This is a genomic window from Desulforegula conservatrix Mb1Pa (assembly GCF_000426225.1).
GTDB lineage: Bacteria > Desulfobacterota > Desulfobacteria > Desulfobacterales > Desulforegulaceae > Desulforegula > Desulforegula conservatrix.
In genome coordinates, this window is sequence record NZ_AUEY01000051.1 from 1 (window position 1) to 22,476 (window position 22,476).

General features: G+C 43.1%; 18 protein-coding genes. 5 read left to right on the plus strand and 13 right to left on the minus strand.

Annotation, left to right across the window (positions count from 1 at the left end):
- Positions 1 to 174 (plus strand): integrase core domain-containing protein (locus K245_RS27340; protein ID WP_156906814.1); only part of this gene is annotated, 174 nt, incomplete at its 5' end.
- Positions 175 to 388: 214 nt separating this feature from the next.
- Positions 389 to 910 (plus strand): type I restriction enzyme HsdR N-terminal domain-containing protein, encoded by a 522-nt coding sequence (locus tag K245_RS0115380; RefSeq protein WP_027359949.1) that lies wholly within the window; start codon positions 389 to 391, stop codon positions 908 to 910.
- A 159-nt stretch (positions 911 to 1,069) separates the two neighbouring features.
- Here the strand turns inward: K245_RS0115380 and K245_RS0115385 are convergent, their stop codons facing one another.
- From K245_RS0115385 to K245_RS0115400, 4 genes are all read right to left on the minus strand, one after another.
- Positions 1,070 to 1,906 (minus strand): alpha/beta hydrolase, encoded by an 837-nt coding sequence (locus K245_RS0115385; RefSeq protein ID WP_027359950.1) that lies wholly within the window; start codon positions 1,904 to 1,906, stop codon positions 1,070 to 1,072.
- A 215-nt stretch (positions 1,907 to 2,121) separates the two neighbouring features.
- Complete coding sequence (locus K245_RS0115390) at positions 2,122 to 3,084, minus strand: alpha/beta hydrolase (RefSeq protein ID WP_051284197.1); 963 nt, start codon at positions 3,082 to 3,084, stop codon at positions 2,122 to 2,124.
- A 3-nt stretch (positions 3,085 to 3,087) separates the two neighbouring features.
- Positions 3,088 to 3,747, minus strand: coding sequence for a class I SAM-dependent DNA methyltransferase (locus K245_RS0115395; protein WP_051284198.1), 660 nt, complete (start codon positions 3,745 to 3,747; stop codon positions 3,088 to 3,090).
- 19 nt (positions 3,748 to 3,766) lie between these two features.
- Entirely contained in the window at positions 3,767 to 4,708 is a 942-nt protein-coding gene (locus K245_RS0115400) for a radical SAM protein (protein ID WP_035277409.1), read from the minus strand.
- A 152-nt stretch (positions 4,709 to 4,860) separates the two neighbouring features.
- Here K245_RS0115400 and K245_RS0115405 point away from each other — a divergent pair, with 152 nt between their 5' ends.
- On the plus strand, positions 4,861 to 6,081 hold the full coding sequence (locus K245_RS0115405) for an NAD(P)/FAD-dependent oxidoreductase (RefSeq protein WP_027359954.1): 1,221 nt from the start codon (positions 4,861 to 4,863) through the stop codon (positions 6,079 to 6,081).
- 226 nt (positions 6,082 to 6,307) lie between these two features.
- Here the strand turns inward: K245_RS0115405 and K245_RS0115410 are convergent, their stop codons facing one another.
- Together K245_RS0115410 and K245_RS0115415 are read right to left on the minus strand one after the other, a co-directional pair.
- Positions 6,308 to 8,137 (minus strand): ABC transporter ATP-binding protein, encoded by a 1,830-nt coding sequence (locus K245_RS0115410; protein WP_027359955.1) that lies wholly within the window; start codon positions 8,135 to 8,137, stop codon positions 6,308 to 6,310.
- Positions 8,127 to 9,875, minus strand: coding sequence for an ABC transporter ATP-binding protein (locus tag K245_RS0115415; RefSeq protein WP_027359956.1), 1,749 nt, complete (start codon positions 9,873 to 9,875; stop codon positions 8,127 to 8,129). Before K245_RS0115415 ends, K245_RS0115410 begins: the two co-directional genes overlap by 11 nt.
- A gap of 769 nt (positions 9,876 to 10,644) precedes the next feature.
- Between K245_RS0115415 and K245_RS0115420 the strand changes: the two genes are divergently transcribed.
- A complete protein-coding gene (locus K245_RS0115420) occupies positions 10,645 to 11,772 on the plus strand; it encodes a Fic family protein (RefSeq protein ID WP_027359957.1) in 1,128 nt (375 codons plus the stop codon).
- A gap of 150 nt (positions 11,773 to 11,922) precedes the next feature.
- Here the strand turns inward: K245_RS0115420 and K245_RS0115425 are convergent, their stop codons facing one another.
- Positions 11,923 to 14,094: a hypothetical protein gene (locus K245_RS0115425; protein ID WP_027359958.1), complete on the minus strand. Its 2,172-nt coding sequence runs from the start codon at positions 14,092 to 14,094 to the stop codon at positions 11,923 to 11,925.
- Positions 14,095 to 14,326: 232 nt separating this feature from the next.
- Between K245_RS0115425 and K245_RS27770 the strand changes: the two genes are divergently transcribed.
- The gene (locus K245_RS27770) at positions 14,327 to 14,494 is read left to right on the plus strand and encodes a hypothetical protein (protein WP_156906815.1); all 168 of its coding nucleotides are present in this window, start codon (positions 14,327 to 14,329) and stop codon (positions 14,492 to 14,494) included.
- 53 nt (positions 14,495 to 14,547) lie between these two features.
- Here K245_RS27770 and K245_RS0115430 read toward each other — a convergent pair whose 3' ends face one another.
- The 6 genes from K245_RS0115430 to K245_RS0115460 all read right to left on the minus strand — a co-directional run bounded on the left by K245_RS0115430 (position 14,548) and on the right by K245_RS0115460 (position 22,309).
- Entirely contained in the window at positions 14,548 to 15,081 is a 534-nt protein-coding gene (locus tag K245_RS0115430; protein WP_027359959.1) for a nitroreductase family protein, read from the minus strand.
- 297 nt (positions 15,082 to 15,378) lie between these two features.
- Entirely contained in the window at positions 15,379 to 16,545 is a 1,167-nt protein-coding gene (locus K245_RS0115440; RefSeq protein ID WP_035277410.1) for an ABC transporter permease, read from the minus strand.
- Positions 16,542 to 17,696 (minus strand): ABC transporter permease, encoded by a 1,155-nt coding sequence (locus K245_RS0115445; protein WP_027359962.1) that lies wholly within the window; start codon positions 17,694 to 17,696, stop codon positions 16,542 to 16,544. The genes K245_RS0115440 and K245_RS0115445 overlap by 4 nt, the downstream gene beginning before the upstream one ends.
- Before the next feature lie 111 nt (positions 17,697 to 17,807).
- Positions 17,808 to 19,769: an ATP-binding cassette domain-containing protein gene (locus tag K245_RS0115450; protein WP_027359963.1), complete on the minus strand. Its 1,962-nt coding sequence runs from the start codon at positions 19,767 to 19,769 to the stop codon at positions 17,808 to 17,810.
- Between the two features lie 96 nt (positions 19,770 to 19,865).
- Complete coding sequence (locus K245_RS0115455; protein WP_035277411.1) at positions 19,866 to 20,981, minus strand: HlyD family secretion protein; 1,116 nt, start codon at positions 20,979 to 20,981, stop codon at positions 19,866 to 19,868.
- A 14-nt stretch (positions 20,982 to 20,995) separates the two neighbouring features.
- Positions 20,996 to 22,309, minus strand: coding sequence for a TolC family protein (locus tag K245_RS0115460; protein WP_027359965.1), 1,314 nt, complete (start codon positions 22,307 to 22,309; stop codon positions 20,996 to 20,998).
- Between the last annotated feature and the right edge of the window lie 167 nt (positions 22,310 to 22,476).

Consider the following 22,476-nt stretch of genomic DNA (forward strand, 5'->3'; position numbering starts at 1 on the left):
AGTTTGAAATATGAGGAGGTTTATCTGAAGGCCTATGGAAGCATGTCAGAAGCGAGACACAAAATTGGCGATTATCTGAGGTTCTACAACACAAAAAGGCCTCACCAGAGCTTTAAGAATAATACGCCTGATAAAACATATTTTGAAGGTCTGGAAATTCCAATCGCCGCTTGAAGCTTTTATTAAAAATATGAGACACAGAGGTCAAAATTATATAAGGATTTGTTGATAGGATTTTCACTTATATTTTCAGAAAATCTGTCCAATCAAAACCGACCACTTATTTTGAAGGCATTACTGTTGTCGTTGGAATGGGAGTCTGATATCTGAAGCAAGTTTCTAAAACACTTCCCAATAACCGGGTTTTTACCAGAATAGAGGTGAGTCCATGGAAAAGCATTATGATTGCATCAAAGACTGTATTACAGGGGAGATGCTGCCAAATATAGGCGCAGAGGAAAACAGGCAGAATCTACTGAAATTTTTACTTGAGAAAAAAGGGTATGCAAAGGAATCAATAATTCCGCGTTATCCGATTGAATTCAGTATTGCAGGAGAGCCATATTCCTCCCGTATTGATCTTGCAGTAAAAGTGGCTTCGAGATTGATGATGGCCATAAGATGCGTTGCCGGGTCTGTCGCTTCTGTGGAGAGAGAAATAATTGCAGCTGCAAGAATAGCATGCGATGGACAGATACCACTTGCGGTTGCCACAGACGGATCTGATGCTCTGGTTTTTAATGCCATTGACGGAAAATCATTTGGAAAGGGGCTTGACTCCATTCCTTCATATGAAGAGCTTGTTTCTTTGTCTGAAAAAATTCATCCTCAGTCCCTTGATGGAGCAAAACTTGAAAAAATGCGGTTTGTTTTCAGAACCTATGACATAGAAAACGTTAACAGAATCTGAGAAAGGATTGATGGCCTCGCAAAAAATCAAAAAGGGGGCGGTGGCGTCATGCCGGACTTGATCCGGCATTTTTTGTATTTTACGACACTTCCGGATTCCGGCATGCGCCGGAATGACAATAACCGGACTTTTTGCGACGTTGTCAAACTTAAATCTGATTCAGGACGCTGCCTTTACCCAGCTTGTCATGGTTTTAAAAACAGTCTCTTTTTCAGGTTCAGCCATTATTTCATGATACAGGCCGTTGAATATTTTAAGAGTTTTGTCTGGCGAAGCCACCGCAGAATAAAGCATTCTGCTTCCTGCCGGATCAATTATCCTGTCGTCTCCTCCATGAAGAATCAGAACAGGAGTGGTGAGCCGCCTCATATTTTTTTCAATGAAAAGTCCTGCATTTGCAAATTCTCTGAGAGTTGAGAAAGGAATTTTCCTGTGGAAGCAAAGGGGGTCTTTCTCATATGCCTTTACAACGTTTTTGTCCCTTGATACCAGTTTGCTTGAAAGCTTTATGAATCCTTTGTCAGGCATATGCTTAGCCATGAATTCCGCTATTTTAAAAATTGCGATCTGGGGCAGGAAGCTTTTCAGTCTTATGCCTGCGCCGGAAAGAATAAGGCCCTTGACTGCATTGCTGTTTCTTAGGCATAGAATAAGGCTGACCGCTCCTCCCATGCTGTGTCCCAAAAGAAACACCGGTATTCCCTGGAATTTGTTTATGCTGAAATCTAAGAAGTTTTCAAGCTCGTCAACGTATATGCCGAAGTCTTCGGTATAAGCCTTCTGGCCTGTTGATTTTCCGTGACCAGGAAGATCAAGGGCTGCGACCGCATATCCCTGTTCAGTAAAAATTTTTCCGACTTCTTCATATCTGCCGCTGTGTTCGGCATATCCGTGTTGAATTACGACAAGGCCTATGGGTTCTGTTTCTGGCGTCCAGAAGCGGCAGAAGAGATCTCCTGAGCGCTTTCCATTGATAATCTGGGTTTCTTTTTTCATGATTCCTGACCGTAATGAATACTAAAATAATGGACTGCAAAAAGCCTGATTTTCATCATTCAGGCGAAGGCTGCTATCATCCGTCTGAAAATACTTGATGCCGGATCGAGTCAGGCATGGCTATGGAGTTTTTTCCTGCTTATTGCAACTTTGTCTTTTTGATTGGAAAACGCGATAACAGAAGAATCGTTTCATGTCGATGTTTTTGGCAATTATTACAGCCCAATTTCATCCAGCCATTTAATTATTCTGTCAGCACCTGTTTTCCAGTCGTCTGAAAGCATGATGGCGTGCCCTTCATTTTCGAGGACAACAGGTTTTGTGTTGTAAAAAGAAGCTGTGTATTTCACAAAACCAGGCGGAATTATTATGTCATTTTCTCCGCCCATCACAAAAATGGGGACATTGATTTTTCTGATGGTGAACAGATCGAAAAAAGTCATCTCAAAAATGGCCATGGGCGACTCGTGCTGGAACATCGGCAAAAAACGCATTATTGATTCCAGTGAAGTCAGTTTGCTGAAGAAAATGTCTCTGAGTTCTTCTGCCGAGATAAACTCTGCCCACATTGATCTTGGAAGCATGTTGATCATATTAAGCTTCATGCACGAGGCTGGATGCTGGAACAACATGGTCGGAGCAGTCCTGCTCAGCCCTTCGGGCGGAGATGACGCCATCAGAACAGCAGCTTTTGCCCTTGATCCAGGAAGTTTCAGATAATCCTGGATTATAAGTCCGCCCATTGAATGTCCTACGAGAATTGGTTCCTGATCCATGGTGGCAATGACCGACGCGACATCCTTCACATAATCACTTATTGCCAGGGTATAAAGTTTGTCTCCGCCCTTGCTTGCACCGTGTCCACTAAGGCTGATGGCAATGGCGTGGTATCCTTTTTCGGCAAAATAGTCGAGGTAATAGACTTCCCAGCATTTTGCGCTTATGAAAGCGCCGTGTATGAAAAGAATCGGAGGTTTTCCGGTAGCTTTGGCAGGCTTTCTTTCTATTATTTCAAGGCAGCCTGTCCCTATGCATTGAATACTATCATCAGCGGTTTTTTCTGGCTCGGAGGCTTTTGGATCCGGATTTGGCGCTGCTTTTTTTTTTCTTGAAGGGGTTGATGTCTTTTTCTTTGGTGCAGTCTTTTCAGGATTCTTTTTCTTGTCTGCTGTTGCCATTGATCATGTTCCTTTCATGGCTGTGATCAGGAAAATAGGGTAGTCCCTGTCATTTTTTGACATTGAGTGGGCGATAATTCTTCCTGTGACAGAAAAGCCCTTATCTATGAGAATTCTTTCGAGAAGTTCTGAATCAATGCCGTCATGGACAGTTTCATTGCCTTCATGGAAGCTGCCGTCTTCCTTCTCAAGATCTGCGATACAAAAAAAGCCGCCCGGATTAAGCATTTCAAAGATTTTTTCTATGACACGGGCATAATCGAGTATGTGATGGAACGTCATCTGCGTGAAAATCAAGTCAAATTTCTGATCAGGCGTGCCAGTCAGATCTGTCATGTCTGGCAGATCATTTTGGGCAAGATCGATGCACAGAGTTGAGGTGTCTTTGATGTTATTCCTTTTGATCTTTTCATCCGCAACTTTCAGCATCCCTGCTGATGCATCTGCCATTATAAGGCTGCCTATCATGGGCTTAAGGAGAAATCCCAATAAGCCGGTTCCGCATCCGTATTCAAAGGCTCTCATTTCAGGAGATAGCTTAGCAGTTTTTTTTATGGCCTCTGCTATTGCGTTTGCAAGCACCAATCTTTCAGGCTGTTCGTCCCAGGTATGTGCTTTCTCATCGAAGGATAAGGCTTTCATGGATGAGTTGTTTTCTGTCATATGTTCTCCTTGAAAAAAATTAACCTGCTATGAAGCGCATACCTGCGGAATCAAGTCTTTCAAGGCCTGCGCATACAGCTGATTCAAGTGCGGCCTTATATTCATCTCCTGTTATCATTCTGTTTAGTTCAGGTAGGTTTTCAGCCTCTCCGAATGGTCTGTACTGGGGCATTATGTTTACATATGTTTTTGTAGAGATCTCTTTAGCTATGAAATTCAAAATGTTTTCTGTCTGGTCAATCATTCCTGGCATTACGAGATGACGGATCAGCAAGCCTTTATATGCAAGTCCTATATCTCCGGTTTCAAGGTCTCCGGTCTGGCGGTGCATTTCTTTTATGGCGATCTTTGCCACCTCGGGATAATCTGGAGCATTGCAGGCCATTTTTGATGATTCCGGATTCCAGAATTTGAAGTCAGGCATGTATATGTCAACGATTCCATCAAGCAGTTTGAGTGTTTCAATGGAATCATATCCGCTGGAATTGTAGACAATCGGGATGCAAAGTCCCATGTCACATGCTATGTCAATGGCCCTGATGATCTGGGGAACCACATGTGTAGGGGTTACAAGATTGATATTGTGGCATCCTTCATTCTGGAGGCCTATCATAATGTGAGCAAGGCGATCGTCTTCCATTTCGAATCCCTTGCCTTCGATGCTTACTTCATAGTTCTGGCAGAAAATGCATCCGAGATTGCAATGTGTGAAAAAGATGGCGCCAGATCCGCTTTCACCTACAAGGGGTTCTTCTTCTCCGTAATGCGGGCCATAGCTGCTTACAAATGCGTTTCTGCCTGTTTTGCAGACTCCGAGTTTGCCTGATGTTCTGTCTACTCCGCATCTTCTGGGACACAGAATGCAGTTTTTTAGAATTTCCGAAGCTGTTTTGATTTTTTCGGCAAGCAGACCTGATTCTTTGGTTTTAAGATAAATCGGCGTGTAACTCTCACTCTCCATTAATATTTTCCTGTTGTGTTATCATACGATGGCTCTTATCAAGCCAGACATCTCCTTTTCTTAAGCAGTTTTACAAACATATTTTTTTATAATAATAATTAATTCTTAATAGTACAGCAAAGTATTGAAAAACCGGAACAAGAAAAAACAAAATGCAGAAAAAAAGTGTTTTTATAATCGGTGGCGGGGTTGTCGGACTTTCAATCGGATGTGAGATCCAGAGGATTTCCGGTTTTAAGGTTTTCATCATAGAGAAAAACTCAAGGATCAAGGCAGACAACCAGAGCTCCAGAAATTCAGGCGTCATTCATGCCGGAATATATTATCCCAAATCAAAATGCCCGATAAAAGCCGGTCTCTGTGTTGAAGGCAATCCTCTTCTTTATGAATTCTGCGTTAATCACAATGTGCCTCATAAAAATACTGGCAAGCTTGTGGTGGCCACTTCCCACATGGAAATCGAGTATCTTGAAGAAACATACAGGATAGCCGAGGAAAACGGAGTGCCTGGAATGAGCTGGGTGGAAGGCCAGGACATCGGGTCTCACGAACCTAATGTCAAGGGCGTCAAGGCCCTTCTTGTCCCAACTTCAGGTATTGTGGACGCCATGGCTCTTGTTTCAAGGCTTCACGCTGTTTTCAAGTCTCTGGGCGGAGAGATCATAATTGGAGCCGAGCTTGTTTCTGTTTCAGCAAATGGTTCAATATTCAGCCTGGATCTTGATTTCGGAAAGAATAAGGAGGCGGTTGAGGCCGATTACGTGATAAACGCGGCCGGGCTTTACAGCGATGAAGTTGCACGCATGATTGATCCTGAATCACCTTACGAGGTTGAAGGCGTTCGCGGAGAAGCTGCAAAGTTCTATGCTGATAACAGGCCCGGGCTTTTAATGTCAGGTATGAACGTATATCCTGCACCGTATGGCTATTGCAATACAACTGGTGAAAAGGCCGAAGTTTCTCTGGTTGAATTCCATAGGCTGCTTTCTGAAGGAAAAATAACAAAAACGGTTGGTGTTCATCTTACTCCTGCTTTTGATTATATTGCTGGAGAAGTTACAATCGGAAAAACAATAACCATTGGCCCAGCTAAAACCGTGGGAAGAGGGAAGGATGATTACGGAAGTGGTTTAAGGCCTGTTTCTGATTATCTGAAAGCTGTAAAACGCTTTTTTCCTGATCTTACAGAAGCTGATATTGAACTTCATCAGGCCGGGATCATGGCTGTTCCAAAGAATCATTCGGATTACATAATCAAACAGGATAGAAATCACGGCAGATTCATAAATCTTATTGGCATAGATTCTCCTGGTCTCACTTCTTGCCTTGCTTTAGGAAGGTATGTGAAGGCTATGCTTATGGATTCGTTATAATGAGGCAGGTTTTAGGCTCTTTGTAAAAATGATTGCCTTTGATAGCTTCTGGTGCGCAAGCATTCCGGCTTGAACACCCTACGATCAACAATCGATTACATATTGTTGAAATATTGACCTTTAATTTACAACCAAAAATCAGACTTCAAAAATCTAAAATTGGACAAGTTTTTTGCGGAGCTTTTTTTTCAAAGAAACGACCTGCCAGAGGCCTCCCCAAAACCAATCATACCCCCTCAAGCGAATTCAGCCTCCAGTAATAGCCCTTCATTTCAATAAGCTCTTCATGGGTTCCGCGCTCTGTTATTTCTCCTTTATGGAAAACAAGTATCTCATCCGCGCTTTTTGCTGTGCTTATCCTGTGGGCAATGGTTATTGCCGTTCTGCCTGAAGCGAGATTATCAAGGGCATATTTTACCTTTTTCTCGGTTTCTGAATCCACATAAGATGTCGCTTCATCGAGTATTATTATTTCAGGGTCCGATGCTATTGCCCTTGCTATTGAAAGAAGCTGGCGCTGTCCGCTCGAGAGTCTCACCCCTCCTTCTCCAAGCACTGAATCTATTCCGTCCGGCAGATTTTTGACAAAATCGAGGCACTGGGCAGCATCAAGTATTTCAGTAATTCTTTTATCATCCATATTGTTTCTTAGGCAGGTTACGTTGTCCCTTATTGATCCGCTGAAAATGAAGGGGTCCTGGGTTACAAGGGCAATGCGTTTTCTGACTTCTTCCACGTTCATTTCTGAAATATTCTTTCCGTTTATTGTTATTGCTCCTTTTTCAGGATCGTAGAATTTCAGAATAAGGCTTATGACAGTTGTCTTTCCTGCGCCTGTGTGCCCGACTGCTGCGATTGTTCTGCCTTTTTCAAGTTTGAAGCTTATGTCTTTTACTGCATAGATTCCTGGCTCATAGCCGAACCATACATTTTGGAACTCAAGCGTTTCAAAGGGTTGAATTTCATCTGAAATTGGTACCGTATCATCTTTTCGAATATCATTATGATGAATATCGGTGTCCTCAGCGTCAAGAATCTGAAAAATCCTTTCCGCAGACGCGAGTGCTGTCTGGGTTACATTATATTTTTCTGTCATGTCTCTAACTGGTCTGAAAAACATTCTTAGGTATGAAATATAGGCAACGAGGGAGCCTATGGTTATGTCTGAATTTTGAACAGCAAGGCCACCGTAAAGGATTATTATCGCAAGAGCCACAGAGCTTAAAAATTCGATCACAGGCATGAAAATTCCGAAAACGCGTATTTCCTTCATGCCGTCCAGATAAGCTCCGTGGTTCAGTGTATCAAAATTGGCCTTTGAATATTCTTCCTGCCTGAAGGACTGGATGACGGCCGAGCCAGCAAGGGTTTCAGCCACAGTTGTGTTGAGCTGGGCTGTTTTAGTTCTGAGCTGTCTTGATACGGCCCTGGTTTCCCCTCCGAAATATTTTGACGCCATGAGCACAAACGGCAGAATTATGAAAGTAGCGCAAGTCAGTTTCAAATTTATCATGGCCATTGTTCCCATTATGCCGAGCATGAGAAAAATGTCCTTGAAAAAGAAAACAAGAACAGTCGTGAACATCTCCAGCATATTATCTATGTCGCTGGTGATTCTTGTTACAAGTCTTCCCACAGGATTTTTGGAAAAAAATTCGACCGGCAGACTCTGCATATGGCTGTAAAGCTTTACCCTGAGGTCATTCAGAATCCTCTGGCCGCCGTATTCCATGGTCTGGATCTGGGCAAAACCTGTGATGAATATCAGGAATGATGAAACAAGCAGAAGTCCTGCCGCAATCATTATTCCGGCCAGGGCGGATTCCACGTTAAAAGTCCCGCCGACCGCTTTTTCAGGGTTGATATAATGATCCAGGGCATATCTGGTTATGAGCGGAGTCGTAATTTCAAGGGCGCTTACGGCAAGTGCCAGAAAAATTGAAATAGCAACCGAAGATCTGTATGGCTTTATGAATGGCAATAGCTTTGAGAGAAATTTCAGGTCAACGCTTTTACCAAGTTTTTCTTCGTCAAAATGTCCCTTATTAAAGCGCATTGAGTTCCTCTTCTATGGCCTGCATTCTGGAGATGCGTGAATAATAGCCGCCAAGCGCGACAAGCTCGTCATGGTTTCCTGATTCTGTTATTTCACCATTTTCCATGACAATTATTCTGTCGGATATTTTAAGGGCCGAAAGCCTATGAGATACTATTATGAGTGTCTTTCCCTTTGCAAACTCCATGATCGATTCCATAATCATGGAAGCTGATACTGCATCCACTTGGCTTATAGGGTCATCAAGAAGAATTATCGGTGCTGGTCTTAGAAAAACCCTGGCAAGCGCCACCCTCTGTTTCTGTCCACCTGAAAGAAGCACTCCTTTTTCTCCGACCCTTGTATCAAGGCCTTCGGGAAGTTCCATTATTGTTGTGTCAATCGCGGCCTTTCTTGCAGCATTCATTATTTCCGAGTCTTCAATTTCAAGGTCTAATTTTATGTTGTCCCTTATGGTTCCTGAAAATAGGAAAGGTTCCTGGGGCATGAGAGATATGTTTTTTCTCAGAAGATCAAGGGACAGATTTCTGATATCTATTCCGTCTATCATAACCATGCCTTCGGACGGGTCATAGAAACGTGGAAGAAAACCGAGAAGGGTGGTTTTCCCATGACCAGGAGGGCCTGTGATCCCAAGTGTTGTGCCTGGAGGAATGTCTAGGTTGAAATTCCTGAAGAAATAGTCAGAACCCGAAACAGAACCATAGGAAAAGCCCATGTTTATAAAGGATACTGAGCCTTTAATCTCAAAATTATTCATTGAATCCGGCTGCTCTGATACGACTGGTTTGACGCTTAGCAGGCCTTCGATTCTGTCCATGGACGCTTTGCCCCTCTGGATAAGGGTCACAACCCAGCCCATCGCCATCATAGGCCATGTCATGAGGGTCAGATAGCTTATGAACGCGGCAAAATCACCGGCTGTTATCTCTCCTCTTATGGCCATTCTGCCGCCTGCAAAAAGAATTATCACAAGTCCGAGGTTTGTGAAAAAAATCATGAGGGGAATAAAAAGGCCTGTAACCCTGACCCTTTTCATGCTTTTTCTAAGGTATTTTTCAGAAAGCTCTCTGACCTTAATGGTTTCGTCGGCCTCTCGTGAGAATGCCTTTATTATTCTTATTCCTGACAGCCTTTCCCTTATGGCTTCGGTTATTTCGGAAACAGTAGTCTGAACATCTGTATAGAGTTTGTGCATTTTTCTGCTGAGTAGCCTTGATGAAACTGCAATCATGGGAAGAGGGATAAGAGTCAGAAGCGCGAGTTTCCAGTTCAGCATTGCCATGAAAATTGCGGAAGCGATTCCAAGAAAAAGCGCGTCTGTGAGGGCAACTATACCCATGCCCGATGCCATTCTTATGCCTGAAATGTCGCTGGAGGCCCTTGCCATGATATCCCCGCTTTTCATTCCGGAAAGATCATAGGGTGAAAAGGTGATCACATGGTCGTATATTTTTTTTCTGAGACCTTCTTCAATGCGCCTTGAAAGGCCAATCAGCCAAAATCGCCAGCCATACCTGAAAAGTCCGATCAGGGCTGCAATGGCAATTATAAGGCCTGAATTGATTGCAAGGTGTTTCAAGTCAACCGAGGATTTTGCAAGCCCGTCCACCGAAGCTTTTATGATTCTTGGAACAAAAAGCTGAAGCAGATCGACAATTATGAGGCAGAAAAGGCCGAGAAAAATGCTTTTTTTATTTTCTCTGAAATAGGGTTTGATCAGATTCAGTGATTTCATATCTTAATAATTATAAATGTTTAAATAGATTAATTTTTTTGTTCATAACTTGCATTGGGACTATCTTTAAACCCAGGATAAAGCTTCAAAATTTCTTAATGGGAAATCAGCAATTACCTATCAGTCCCTGGTTCTTCCTGATTCATAAACTCATTTTGATTACATATAGCACATTAGACCTTACTTCAAGGCCGGGACAATAATAGCTTTTATAGCTTTAGTTACGATCGATTTGGCATTTTCAAAAAACCATTAAAATTATTTCGAAATATTGAACCTGACACATGCAGGTACAGGAGAATAGCATCGTGCCCAAGAGTATCAAAACCAGGCTGTTTTTTCGGAGCTTTTATTATTGCCATATTGACTGCGGCCTGTCTGTTGGGATTTGTCCAGACTAAAAACAGTTATTGCTCCGGTGATTAAATATATAAAAAAAGTTGAAGTGTGATTCCTTCTAAATTAAGCAACAACATGGAATTCAAAATTTACATATTCTGCCACCGGAGCAATATTACCTGTTGTATGTCATGACTTAGATTTAAATTATTGAAAATACATAATATATAATCAAGCCAGTCATTCCAGCCACTCTTTTCGAATTATACTAAACCTCATTTCTGTTTTAAATTTGATATAAATAGCTTTGATATTGCAGGCCAACGCATATACTGTTACAGAAATATTATCATAATTGAACCATTTTTATTATTAACCATCTTATTTTAAATAGTATTGTTGTTACAATTTTAATGACACAGGGTTTATTATGCATGAGTTTATGACGTACAAATCTGGCAAATTCTATTTTTCCGAACTCTATGACCCCTTGAAGATTGAGCCTCTGCTCGCAGAGGTTAGAATTCTTTATAAATCAATAAATAGCCTTCCTATTCTCCCGTCAATGGCTGCTCAGATAGAGCAGGAGATTCTTTACAGTTCGATTGCAGGAACGGCCGCAATAGAGGGCAATCCCATATCCGTAGAAGGTGTTAAAAAAATAGCGGAAGGGCACGATACCGGGGAATACACAAGAAAAGACAGGCAGGAAATTCTCAACCTGATTGAAGCCTATAAAATGCTTGATAGGATAGACACTGGATGGGATTTGTTACGCCCTAAATTTCGAGAAGAAATAATCTGCAATATTCATAGGGTAATCACTTCGCAGATTCCCCATGAGCAAAACATTCCTGGCAAATTTCGAAATGGTTTAGTTCATGTCGGGGACAAGGCTCATGGAGGGATATATACTCCACCCAAAATATATGAAGACGTTAGAAGTTTGATGTCTGAATTCATTTCCTGGATAAACAGTGATGATATAATTGCTCTCAATCCTTTCATTAGGGGAGCTCTTGCACATTATCATTTTTCCATAATCCATCCTTTCTGGGATGGCAACGGAAGGACGGCCAGACTTATTGAGGCTATGATTCTACAGCTTGCGGGAATTAAAAATCTGCCTAAAGAAATCTCCAACTATTATTACAGGAATGTAGATGACTATTATATTGCCTTTTCCAAGACCCTGAAGCTCAAAAAAGATGTGACTCCATTCCTTGAGTTCACCCTTAATGCAGCTGCAAATTCACTCACAAAAATGATGGAGACTATCCATCACTTCATAAGGCTTTTAACATTAAGAGACTATTGTTTGAGTCTGAAACAACAGAAAAAAATCACATCAAGACAATACGACCTTATCAATCTTCTGCTGGATCAGCAGAAAAGCTTTAACCTGGGAAGCCTTGCCTTCACTCCGCCGTTTTCAATAATCTACCGGGGAATTTCAACCCAGACAGCAAGAAGGGATCTGAAAAAACTGTCCGAAATGAGACTGCTTCACGTGAATGATAAAGGTGAATATTCACTTAATTTGAGGGTTTTGGGATAGCCGTTTGCTTGCTGTTTGTTTCCTGAAAAAGTCCGGGCGTCACTCCGACCACTTGTTAATATTGTTTTTTATCTTTTCCAAAACCCAAGTCAGGTGATCAATCAAGCCCGCCGCTATAAGCGGCGGGCAGATTAAATCAGTTAAAACGCATTATTTATATAAATAGCTCTTGACCCTGTAAGTAACAAAAGCAGGTGCTCCGCCTATCTGGTTAGAGTTTTGCGGAACCCAGTAGCCGTTTATATCTGGCTTTAAAAAATATGATTCGACATCAATCTTTTTTATCTGTCCGGAAGCAGGATCAGGATTTTCAAGTGTTGTTTCTACGATAGTGCTCTGGGTATAGCTCATTGTCTGATAGATCTCAAAAGATCCTTCAACGCCTACGCCCAATATTTTTTCCATCAGTTCAACCCCCATCTTGAGCTCAATATAACCGCCAACTGTACTGCTTCCTTCCTGGGTAATCTCAAGCTCTGAAGTATTAGGGCTGTCTTCAACCCATTGTTTTGAACTAACTTCGGCAATTTTTGTGTAACTGTCAAAATAACCGTCAACATATTTATATGTTTCTAAACGCTCTGTATCATTTTCTGAAGCATGATCTGGTATGTTCAGATAAGGACTTGACAGATTGTCATAAGGCGTGCCGTCAGACATTGGGCCTGTAACAGGATTGAATGTCTCTTTCTGATATGAATAGCCTGTAACCCTTATTGGATAAGTAAAGATTCCTGTGGCCTGCTTGTTGATATTGTACCATTCAAGCTTGGTAGCCTCCAGCACAGGAGCCAGATAGATCCCTAATACAAGCCCTTCAGGACTCTGGGAAAGAGAATCAGTTGATGAACACTTGTATTCAGTACCTTTTTCAAGAGAGCCACTTAAACCCATACTCATCTGAACAGTTACGGGGGATTTTTTCCCTGTCTCCACATAAGGGCCACCCCTTAGCTCGCCTCCGACAAGCACTCCGTTTGACTTGGAGTAATTGAATTTGGTCTCTGTACATGAAAAATGCTGTTCTGAATGGTTACAGTCATACACTCCGCTTGTTCCATTTGCCACAAAAGGGGGCGCGTCTATCAACAGCATCATCGGCCACAAGTGGAACGTTTTCTTGTAGGTATCGCTGTCTCCTGCAAGATCAGTCACAATTGGTTTGGCAGTTGGCCACCAGTAGCCAATATACTCCGCTTCTTTTACCTTCCAGACACTGCTGCTCTTCATGCTTCCATCTTTCCAGTGTCCGTATATTATTGAAAATGTCGCATCATATCTTTTACCTGTCGGACTTGCACTGTCTGGGACCTCTTCGTAGAAAATTGCTCCGTTAGGCACCCAGTCGTTTGTATCTACATCAACTGTTTTCTTGTTGCTGTAATCATCCCATCTTGAGTTTAGTTTATCGTAATAAAGATAATATACGTCATCGCCTTCGCCTTTAAGCCAGATCATGGCCATCTTGTCTTCTCCCAGATCGGCAAGGCTTGGCCCGCAGTCCTTGCTTGAGATTGACCAGCTGGAATTGGAGTCTGTTGATTGAACAGAAAAATTATTTATATGGGCAATATGGGCCTTTGAGTCACTTTTGCCCCTGTATGCGAGATAGGTAACTCCAGTAGTATCGCCTGTCTGGTAATAGACTGCGGAAAGATGGCCGTCCACCTCGGTGTTTTCCGCTCCTGGGAGAGTAGCGAATCCTGACCACGATCCAGAAGTGTATCCATCCTTGTCAACATTTATGGAGGCGTATTTGATTTTTGTTGTGCCGCTTGGCAGCCAGTAAACCTCTATGCATTGTTTTTGGGTGTTAAAAACGGCCGAATACCTCAAATCAGTGTTGGTACTTTGACTTGAACTGCCGTTTTTTATCCTCTGGGGACTTGCCCAAGTTCCTGTCTTGATGTCAAGGTATGTGTAATCGAGATAACCTGAGTCATGACCTGTAAAAAACAGATACATCATTTTGTTGACAACTATCGGAGTCATCTGGGCGCTGGTATTCTGGACATCTCCGTCTATCTTGAGAGTGTAGCCACCGTCATAGGAGCTGCCGTCATATATCTGATAATGGATTTCATTATCAGGATCCTGGGTAGGATAAAACAGATACATTTTCTTGTTCCAGAAAACGGCATTGGCATTTTCATGGGTGTGAGGCCCTTCGTAAGTATCTCCGACAAGCGGCGGGTTTACTAGAACTTCCATACTGCCGCGATAAGGCTTGTCAGAATCGTTCACACAGCCGTGAATTATTGCTGCGACAATAAAAGCCAGCACGATCGACGGAAAGACGATTAACATTGATTTTGATTTCATTAGCATCTCCTCTCACTTGTTTGCTTGTTCAACAATTAATGGCGATTAATCTGAACAACATTAATAAGCTGTTTAAGGTTGTTAACTCAAGAATATTTATGTGCAAATGCTAAAAAGGTTCACGCATTAAAATCAATGATATTGAAAGGATGGGGAACTTATCTGAAGACCGGATGGATCTTATGATCAGAAAATAAAATTTCCGCAGAACGTCCTGAAATTCGAAAACCTGATGTGTGAATACTTTCGCGACGTTGAATTTATAAGCTTGGAACCCTACAGAGAGAATTCCGAATTCTGCAAGGCAAATATGAGCAGACAGGAAGCTGCCTGGAAACTGAATCCCAAGAAATATGACAACAATGATTTAGAGGTTCCCCAATATTCTTCAAATGGATAAGGCCCGTTGCTTTTTCATACGGGCCTTATTTACGTTGTAGTGCGTTGCAGGGTTTATTTATGTCCACCAAACGAATTCCAGTGAATTTTTCCCATCTGAAGGTTTTTTTCTGCATGCCCTTTTTTGTTTTCAAGCGGATATCCAATGGCTATGAGGGATTCAACTACAAGGTTTTCCGGGATTCCAAGGAGGTTTTTTACATAAGCCTCGGATGCTTGATTCTCTGATCGCATCCTTTTTCTTATCTGAATCCAGCATGAACCAAGTCCGAGGGAATGGGCCGCAAGCTGGATGAATATCGAGGCGATGGAGCAGTCTTCAATCCATACGTCGCATCTTTCAGGATCTGCGATAACAGCAATCCCAAGGGGAGCGCCTCCAATAAACTCGCTTCCGTGTTCCTTGGATTTTGCAAGTTTCTTCAGCGTTTCAGGGTCAGTAACAACTATGAACTGCCAGGGATTGAGGCTTCTTGACGAGGGAGATCTTAAGGCCGCCTCTATGATGAGATCTATTTTTTCTTGTTCTACGGGTCTTGCGTCATATTTCCTGATACTTCTTCTTTCCCTTATAAGAGACATGAACATGGTTTTACCTCATTTTTTATATGTTTGCTTGGTCATATGACTGTTGGGCTTCCATGCTTATGATCGCATGAAGCAGAGATAAACTACTCATAATTATGAAAAATCCAAATACAAAATTGGTGGTCTCGCAAAAAGCAAAAAAAGGCGTCGGCGTCATGCCGGGCTTGATCCGGCATCCAGTAATTTCAAATACTTCTGGATTCCGGCCTGCGCCGGAATGACGGTAATCGGGCTTTTTTGCGACCTTGTCAAAATTATATTGAAGGTGTTTTTTAGGGCAATAAACCATTTTGGTATTCACCCGAACTGTTTTCTGAATCTCCACATGCCCAATCCGAATATTACGCTTCCAAGTGCGGCCATTCCGAGTATTTCCCTCCAGAGAATCCTTACCCCTGCGCCTTTCAGAAGAATCCCGAAGCCAGTGTCTATATAGTAATGAAGAGGGGAAATATACATGACTGTCCTCATCCAGGCAGGCATTGCCTCAGGAGGAGTCCATGCGCCTGAAAGAAAAAGCATAGGCACAAATATGAGAACCGTCATCATACCGACCTGGGCAAGGTTTTTTGCAATTGTAGATATGAAAAGCCCAAGCCCTGCTGTTGTGAAAACATAAAGTGTGGTGATGGAAAAAAAAAGCACAAGGCTACCCTTGAGAGGGACATGGAACACTCCCTTGATTATAAAAAGGATACTTATTGCTGAGCCGATAAGTATTACGGTCGTCATTGAAAGCACCTTTGGAAACATGATCTGGAAAGAAGAAAGAGGCGAAACAAGAAGCTGTTCAACTGTTCCTCTTTCCTTTTCCCGAACCATCGCTGCTCCGGGAAGCAGGACTGAAAAAAGTGTTACGATGGTCAGAAGTTCGGAGAGGCTCATGAACCATCTGTCGTCCTGATTGGGGTTGAACCAGACCCTGTGGTCATCAATTATCATCGGAGCATTTATGTGGCCGGAGTCAACCAACCCGATTCTTTCCATAGCCATTTCAAGTCCGTATTTTCCGGCTATTTGCTGTGCATAGCTTGAGGCAAGAAATCCCAGACCTGAATTTGTGGTGTCAATCTGCACCTGGATTCTGGCTGGTTCCCCTGAAAAAATGGACTTCTGGAAAGAAGAAGGTATATCCACAACAATCATTGCGTCTCCCTTATCAAGAAGAGCTGTCCCTTCTATAGGACTGATCACTTCTCCCTTGACCCTGAAATAAGGAGGTAGGAATCGGCCCAGAAATTCCCTTGACGCCTGGCTTTTGTCATTGTCCATGAAATAGACAGGCGCTTCCTTTACCTGGAGACTTACTCCTGATCCTGCAAGGTATATATCTGCCGTGAACGCATATATGATAAAAACAAGCAGAACTAAATCCCTGAAAAGCTGGAGAAATTCCTTCACTGTCATTACGTGCAGTCTTCTGATCCATATACGGAACACACTGATTGAATCCGCAGTTGTCATGCTTTTGTCCTCTTTCTGAAGAAAAGATAACCGAGAAAAAGCAGGCTGAACGCATATAAGGAAAGAATCAGAATGTCTTTCCAGAAATGCTCTATTCCTACTCCTTTCATGAAGCATGCGATTACAATATTTGTGTAATACATGGCAGGTAGCAGATGGGCAACAATCTGGGCAGATTTCTCAAGGGAGGACACAGGAATTAGTATGCCTGAATAAAGAACCGCCGGAACGAGCGTGATTATTGATGTCACTATCATGGCCGAAGTCTGGGTCTGAACGAAAACAGACGCGAGCAGCCCAATCCCTGTGGTGCAGATTACATAAATAATTGTGGATGCGAAAAACAACAGAAGGCTTCCCTTGAATGGAGCGCCAAAAAGTTCTGTGGCAAAAAGAAAAAGAATCAGGGAATTTACCGCTGATATGGCCATATATGGAAACAGTTTTCCGATGAGAAATTCGGCCCTGCTCACCGTAGATACATAAATATTGTAGATTGAGCCGGTCTCTTTTTCCCTGACAACTCCAAGAGCTGTGAGAAAAGGAGGCGAGACCATGAGTATCAGCATGATTAGCTTAGGCGCAATCGACCATACGCTTTTTAGGCTCTGGTTATAGAGATATCTTGTTTCAAGGCTGACAGGCCTTAAAAGTTTTTCGGCTCTTTCTTTTGATATTCCCTTTTTTTTTGAAATATAGTCAGCCATGAAATCCATGCTTGCTGCGCTGTTTATCGCAATGACATACCCTTTTGTGGTCTGGGCCCTGAAAGGGAATGTTCCGTCAATAAGTGTCTGAACAGATGCCGGGCGGCCGGATATCAGATTTTTTTCAAAATCGGGCGGTATTATTATGGCGGCCCTTGCTGTGTTGCTGGCCAGAAGATCGTCAACGGATCTGTCATCCTTTGAATAGCCGAGAAAACTGAAATATCTTGATCCAATGAACCTGTAAGCGTAGTCACGGCTGAGGGGCGTCTTGTCATGGTCAACTATGGTGAATGGGATGTTTTCGACGTCAAGGGAAAGACCGTATCCAAGAAGAATCATCATGACCACTGGAACGACAAAAGCAAGGGAGAAAAAGACCTTATCTCTCACAATTTCCAGCCATTCTTTTCCAGCTACGGCTTTTATTCTTTTAAGATTCATCAAATGATCCCTGATTTTCTTAGAATAGTTCAGTTGGAGCGTAAGCCGTCAAACCCTCAAAAATTTTAAGGCTCAATAAATCCTGATTTGGCTTGGCTCGGCCTGGCATAATCACAGCGCAGACGTGTCCTTGCCGGTTATTTTTTCAAGAGAAAGAACTCTGTAAACGAAAACGTCCTCCATTGATAGATTTCTGGGAGCCACTCCCATCAGCTTTATTCCTCCTGATTTCAGGACCGACGTAAGTTTTTGTACGGCGTCCTCTTTGTCTTTTGTAAGAAAATGAATTTTTTTGCCAAAAAGAGCCACTCCCTTGAAACCGCTTTTTTCAAGAAGCTCAAGAGCCAGAAGCGGATTATCCGACGAAACTTCAATAAGACTGCCAGCCTCTTCTTCGAGATCTTTTTTCATTTTTTCTGGCGATGAATCAGCGACAATTCCGCCTGAGAACATAAGGGCAAGATGGTCGCAATGCTCTGCCTCGCTCATGTAATGGGTTGTAACGAGAATGGCCACTTTTTCTTCCCTGGAAAGCCTGTAAAATGTCTCCCATAGTCTTCTTCTTCCAAGAGGGTCAACGCCTGAAGTCGGCTCGTCAAGAAAAAGTACCTGGGGTTTGTGGACAAGTGCGCAACCAAGGGCGAGTCTCTGGCGCAGACCCATTGGAAGGCTTCCTGTCTGCATTTTTTCAAGGCCTTCCAGTTCGGCCATATTTATGACCCAGTCTGTTCTGCTTTTTGCTGCTTTTTTGTCAAGACCGTAGATGCCCGCATAAAGCCTGACGTTTTCGATTACTGTGAGATCAGTATAAAGAGAAAATGCCTGGGACATATAGCCTATTCGTTCCTTGATGGCTTGCCCTGCAGTTCTCATGTCAGCTCCGGCAACATGGCCTTCTCCGGAAGATGGCTTGAGTATGCCTGTGAGCATTTTTATGACAGTGGTCTTGCCAGCTCCATTTGCTCCGAGAAGTCCGAAAATCTCACCGTATGGTACTGAAAAACTGACATCGTCAACTGCCCTGAACTCTCCGAAATCCCTTATCAGGCCATTTGCTTCAATCGCTGTTTCAGGTTTTTTCTCAGGCACAGGTGGGGCATTGTATTCAGGTATAGATATCTGGGCAGGATTATTTCCCTTGATCTGTTCTCTGTTTATGAGTTGCAGGAAAACATCTTCAAGCTCAGGCTCCTGGGTGCATATCTCCTTTATTAAAACACCATTCAGAACTGACCTGAGTTTCAGATCCACAGATTCCTCGGTCTCGTTTTTCAGAAAGACCTTCAGGTAATTCCCGAGGGTCTGAACACTGCCGAAGTTTTCCTTTAATATGGATAACGCCATTATTTCAGGCTCTGCCAGAACAGTCGCCATTATTCCTGGCGCAAGGGCTGTTATTTCTTCAGGCACGCCACTTGCGACCATTTTTCCTTCGTGCATCAGTGAAATTCTGTGGAATCTTGCGGCTTCCTCCATATAAGCAGTTGAAACAAGGGCGGTCATTCCCCTTTCCCATAGAAGATTTGCCAGGATTGACCAGAAATCCCTTCTTGACACGGGATCGACGCCTGTTGTCGGCTCGTCAAGTATGATGAGGTCTGGCTCGTGTATGAGACTGCATATGAGTCCGAGTTTCTGTTTCATGCCGCCTGACAGGTTTTTCATGGGCCTGTCCCTGAATCTGTCAAGCCGTGTCATTACAAGCATGCGATCCTTACGGTCTTTCAGATCCTTTTCAGATACAAGTCTGAGACGCGCGAAGAAGTCTATGTTTTCTTCGATTGACAGCTCGGGATAAAGATTCAGTCCCAGCCCCTGGGGCATGAAGCCTATTCTTGATTTGATTTTTTCAGCGCTTTTTTCAGAATCTACTATGGTTCCAAATACTTCAACAGAGCCAAGATCATAGGTCAGAACGCCTGCAATAGACTTCATCAGGGTGCTTTTGCCTGCTCCGTCAGGGCCTATGAGCCCATAAATTTCGCCGGGCCTGACTTCAAGGTCTATGCCCCTGACAGCCTTTATTTTTGCATAGGACTTTTCAAATCTTGAAACCCTGATAACTGAATCCATAAATTTCCAGTCGTGACGTCCTTGTTTTTCGAAGCAAACCCTCAAAAATTTTGCGGAGTTTTTTTACAATAATTCGTTCTGAGGGTGGCGTTGCTTTTATTGGTTTGGCTTCATCCACTCCACCTTGTCATCCCATCTTATCACAGCGTCTGCTGGAATACCCGGAGTCAGAGAATGTCCTTCGTTTTTGTCCACGTATATTTTGACTGTATAGACCAGTTTGACCCTCTCGTCCGCGGTCTGGACTTCCTTTGGAGTAAATTCAGCTTTAGATGATATGTATTTTACAGTTCCGTCAAAAGGCTTGTCAGGCATTGAATCCGTATGGATTTTTGCCTTTAGCCCCAATTTAAGTTTTCCAATTTCTTTTTCAGGCACGTAAACCTTCAAAAAAAGACCGTCGAGATCAACCAAGGTGAATAAAGGAGATCCAGGCGCAAGCACTTCTCCTGGATTTGAAATTCTGGTTGTAATTATTCCTTCTGAAGGCGCTTTTACTGAAAGATCTGAAATGACGCTCATTATTTCGTCAAGGGCTGATCTGGCCTGATCTGCCTGGGCTGAAACAGCTTTAATTTCATCTTCTTTTGCTTTGATTCTTTCATTGCCTAACATGGCTTCCTCAAGCATTTTTTCAGCCTGAACCAGTCCTGTTTCAGCGCTTTCGCGGTCACTTCTGGCTGCTTCCCAGGCGAGATTGACCTGCTCACTTTTTTGTTTGCCAACAGTGCCTTCGTCCGCAAGTGCTTTGAAGCGGGAGGCATCTTTTGAATTTTGGTTTTCAGATGCTTTGGTCTTGGCAAGAACAGCTTTTGAATGTCTTACCCCTGCATTTGCCTTGTCAATTGTTAAGGGGACTTCTTTTTTAAGTGTCGCAAGGGCTGTTCGTGATGCCTCAAGTTTTGCTTCGGCTGCCTTTAGGGCTGATTCGGCCTGACCTTTTTTTGCCCTTAGCTGGCTGTCGTCGAGTTCGGCAAGAATCTGCCCGGCTTTTACGCTGTCGCCTTCATCCGCAAGAATTTTATTGATCCTTCCGGCTGATTTTGTTGCAACTACATGGGTTTCGCCCTCTATTCTGCCATTTGCCTGAATAAGACCGTCCGGCAGAGGCTTCCCGAATGCCGCTTTTTTGATGCCGACATAAGCGCCTGCAGCAACGGCAATAATAATTAGACCAATGAAAATCTGTTTTTTAAATTTTGTGTTGTCCATTATGAATCTCCGGGCTAAATGTCGCCGACTGCTCTGCGGAGCCGCATATCGGCCATCACTGAGTCATAGACCGCATTATTGTGGTTTGTGAGGCTTTTAATCCTCAGGGTTTCAGCATCAAGAACTTCGGTGTTGCTTCCGACTTCCTGAAAGTATCTGTTTTTTGCCACCTTGAGGTTTTCTTCAGCCTGACTTAGTGCATCCCTTGTGACTTCGGTTCTTTTTGTCGTTTCCCTGATTTCGAGCCATGCCTGTCTGACCTGGAGCTCGACCATTGACTCGGCATCCTTTTTTCTGTGTTCAGTCGCTATTTTTTTTCTTTCTTCGGCCCTTGCCTGATGGATGGTTACTCCTCCGTCAAAAGCATCCCATTTAAGGCCCAGGCCTGCTACCCAGATGTTTTCTTCCTCAAGCGGTGTCTTGTCGAAATGATTAAAGCTCCCCGTGGCAAGTATTTGAGGCATTGCCGATGCCCTTATGCTTTTTGCGTGATATTCGTAGGCATTCGCCTGATCAGATAGGGCCTTTATTTCAGGTCTGTTTTCTTTGGCCTTTGATAAAAGAGCCTCATAATTTTTTTCAGGCACAGTATCTTTGGATGATAGGGGCTGGATATCATCGATAATGACTTCCTGGGCAAGGGGTCTTCCGAGCATTCTGTTATAGGCAGAGCAGGCAATATCCAGTCTGTTTTCTGTCTGTAGAGCAAGCTGCCGTGCGTCTGATAGTGCTACATTTACGGCAAGAACGTCGTTTTTTGCGACAAGCCCCTTGTCAAAGAAATTTTTGACGTCCCTTGCATGGGCAGAAAGTGTTTCTACGTTGCTTTTTGACACTTTTACCGCGTTTCTTGCTCTAAGTACTGAAGTGTAGGCATCGGCAACCTGGAGTTTTATGTCCTGGATGGTTTTTGATTCATCAGCCCTCGCAGCCTCTCCGGCTGATTCCGCGGAATCAATGGCATTTGAGATTCTTCCGCTTGTGAAAATGGGGATGGAGACCGATATATTGGATGCAAAGATTGTGTCGTCCTTTAGAAGTGGCGCGTCCATTACAGGAAAGCGTGGCAGGCTGATTTCCGCTTCCGGGGTTTCGTCAATTTTGCTGTAAGCGGCCTCGCCTTTCAGAGAGGGCATTCTAAGCGATTTCGCAGCTGCAATATTTTCTTCTGCTGCGGCTGTTGATTCTTTGGCTGATTTAATTCGATAATCATGATCAATGGCTTTTTGCCAGGCGTCCTTAATGTTTTCAGCACTTGACAGCGAAGTCCAGGCAAGGGCTATAATAAGTCCTTGAACTATTTGAAAAAATTTGAGATTGTTCACCATCGTTTCTGGCCTCTTTTTTGTTGAAACCGTAACAGGATCATTCTTTTTTTCATATCAGAATATGTCTGTTTTGAAAGCTTTTTATTTTTAATTTAAAAAATTGAACCGATATTCATGGATGCTGTGGTGCGTTCTGGCATCATTTATTTGCAGATTAATATCGTGCA

Excerpts from the sequence above, each read along its gene's own strand:
- K245_RS0115380 (WP_027359949.1), top strand. The coding sequence starts at position 389 with ATGGAAAAGCATTATGATTGCATCAAAGACTGTATTACAGGGGAGATG.
- K245_RS0115385 (WP_027359950.1), bottom strand. The coding sequence starts at position 1,906 with ATGAAAAAAGAAACCCAGATTATCAATGGAAAGCGCTCAGGAGATCTC.
- K245_RS0115390 (WP_051284197.1), bottom strand. The coding sequence starts at position 3,084 with ATGGCAACAGCAGACAAGAAAAAGAATCCTGAAAAGACTGCACCAAAG.
- K245_RS0115395 (WP_051284198.1), bottom strand. The coding sequence starts at position 3,747 with ATGACAGAAAACAACTCATCCATGAAAGCCTTATCCTTCGATGAGAAA.
- K245_RS0115400 (WP_035277409.1), bottom strand. The coding sequence starts at position 4,708 with ATGGAGAGTGAGAGTTACACGCCGATTTATCTTAAAACCAAAGAATCA.
- K245_RS0115405 (WP_027359954.1), top strand. The coding sequence starts at position 4,861 with ATGCAGAAAAAAAGTGTTTTTATAATCGGTGGCGGGGTTGTCGGACTT.
- K245_RS0115410 (WP_027359955.1), bottom strand. The coding sequence starts at position 8,137 with ATGCGCTTTAATAAGGGACATTTTGACGAAGAAAAACTTGGTAAAAGC.
- K245_RS0115415 (WP_027359956.1), bottom strand. The coding sequence starts at position 9,875 with ATGAAATCACTGAATCTGATCAAACCCTATTTCAGAGAAAATAAAAAA.
- K245_RS0115420 (WP_027359957.1), top strand. The coding sequence starts at position 10,645 with ATGCATGAGTTTATGACGTACAAATCTGGCAAATTCTATTTTTCCGAA.
- K245_RS0115425 (WP_027359958.1), bottom strand. The coding sequence starts at position 14,094 with ATGAAATCAAAATCAATGTTAATCGTCTTTCCGTCGATCGTGCTGGCT.
- K245_RS27770 (WP_156906815.1), top strand. The coding sequence starts at position 14,327 with ATGTGTGAATACTTTCGCGACGTTGAATTTATAAGCTTGGAACCCTAC.
- K245_RS0115430 (WP_027359959.1), bottom strand. The coding sequence starts at position 15,081 with ATGTTCATGTCTCTTATAAGGGAAAGAAGAAGTATCAGGAAATATGAC.
- K245_RS0115440 (WP_035277410.1), bottom strand. The coding sequence starts at position 16,545 with ATGACAACTGCGGATTCAATCAGTGTGTTCCGTATATGGATCAGAAGA.
- K245_RS0115445 (WP_027359962.1), bottom strand. The coding sequence starts at position 17,696 with ATGAATCTTAAAAGAATAAAAGCCGTAGCTGGAAAAGAATGGCTGGAA.
- K245_RS0115450 (WP_027359963.1), bottom strand. The coding sequence starts at position 19,769 with ATGGATTCAGTTATCAGGGTTTCAAGATTTGAAAAGTCCTATGCAAAA.
- K245_RS0115455 (WP_035277411.1), bottom strand. The coding sequence starts at position 20,981 with ATGGACAACACAAAATTTAAAAAACAGATTTTCATTGGTCTAATTATT.
- K245_RS0115460 (WP_027359965.1), bottom strand. The coding sequence starts at position 22,309 with ATGGTGAACAATCTCAAATTTTTTCAAATAGTTCAAGGACTTATTATA.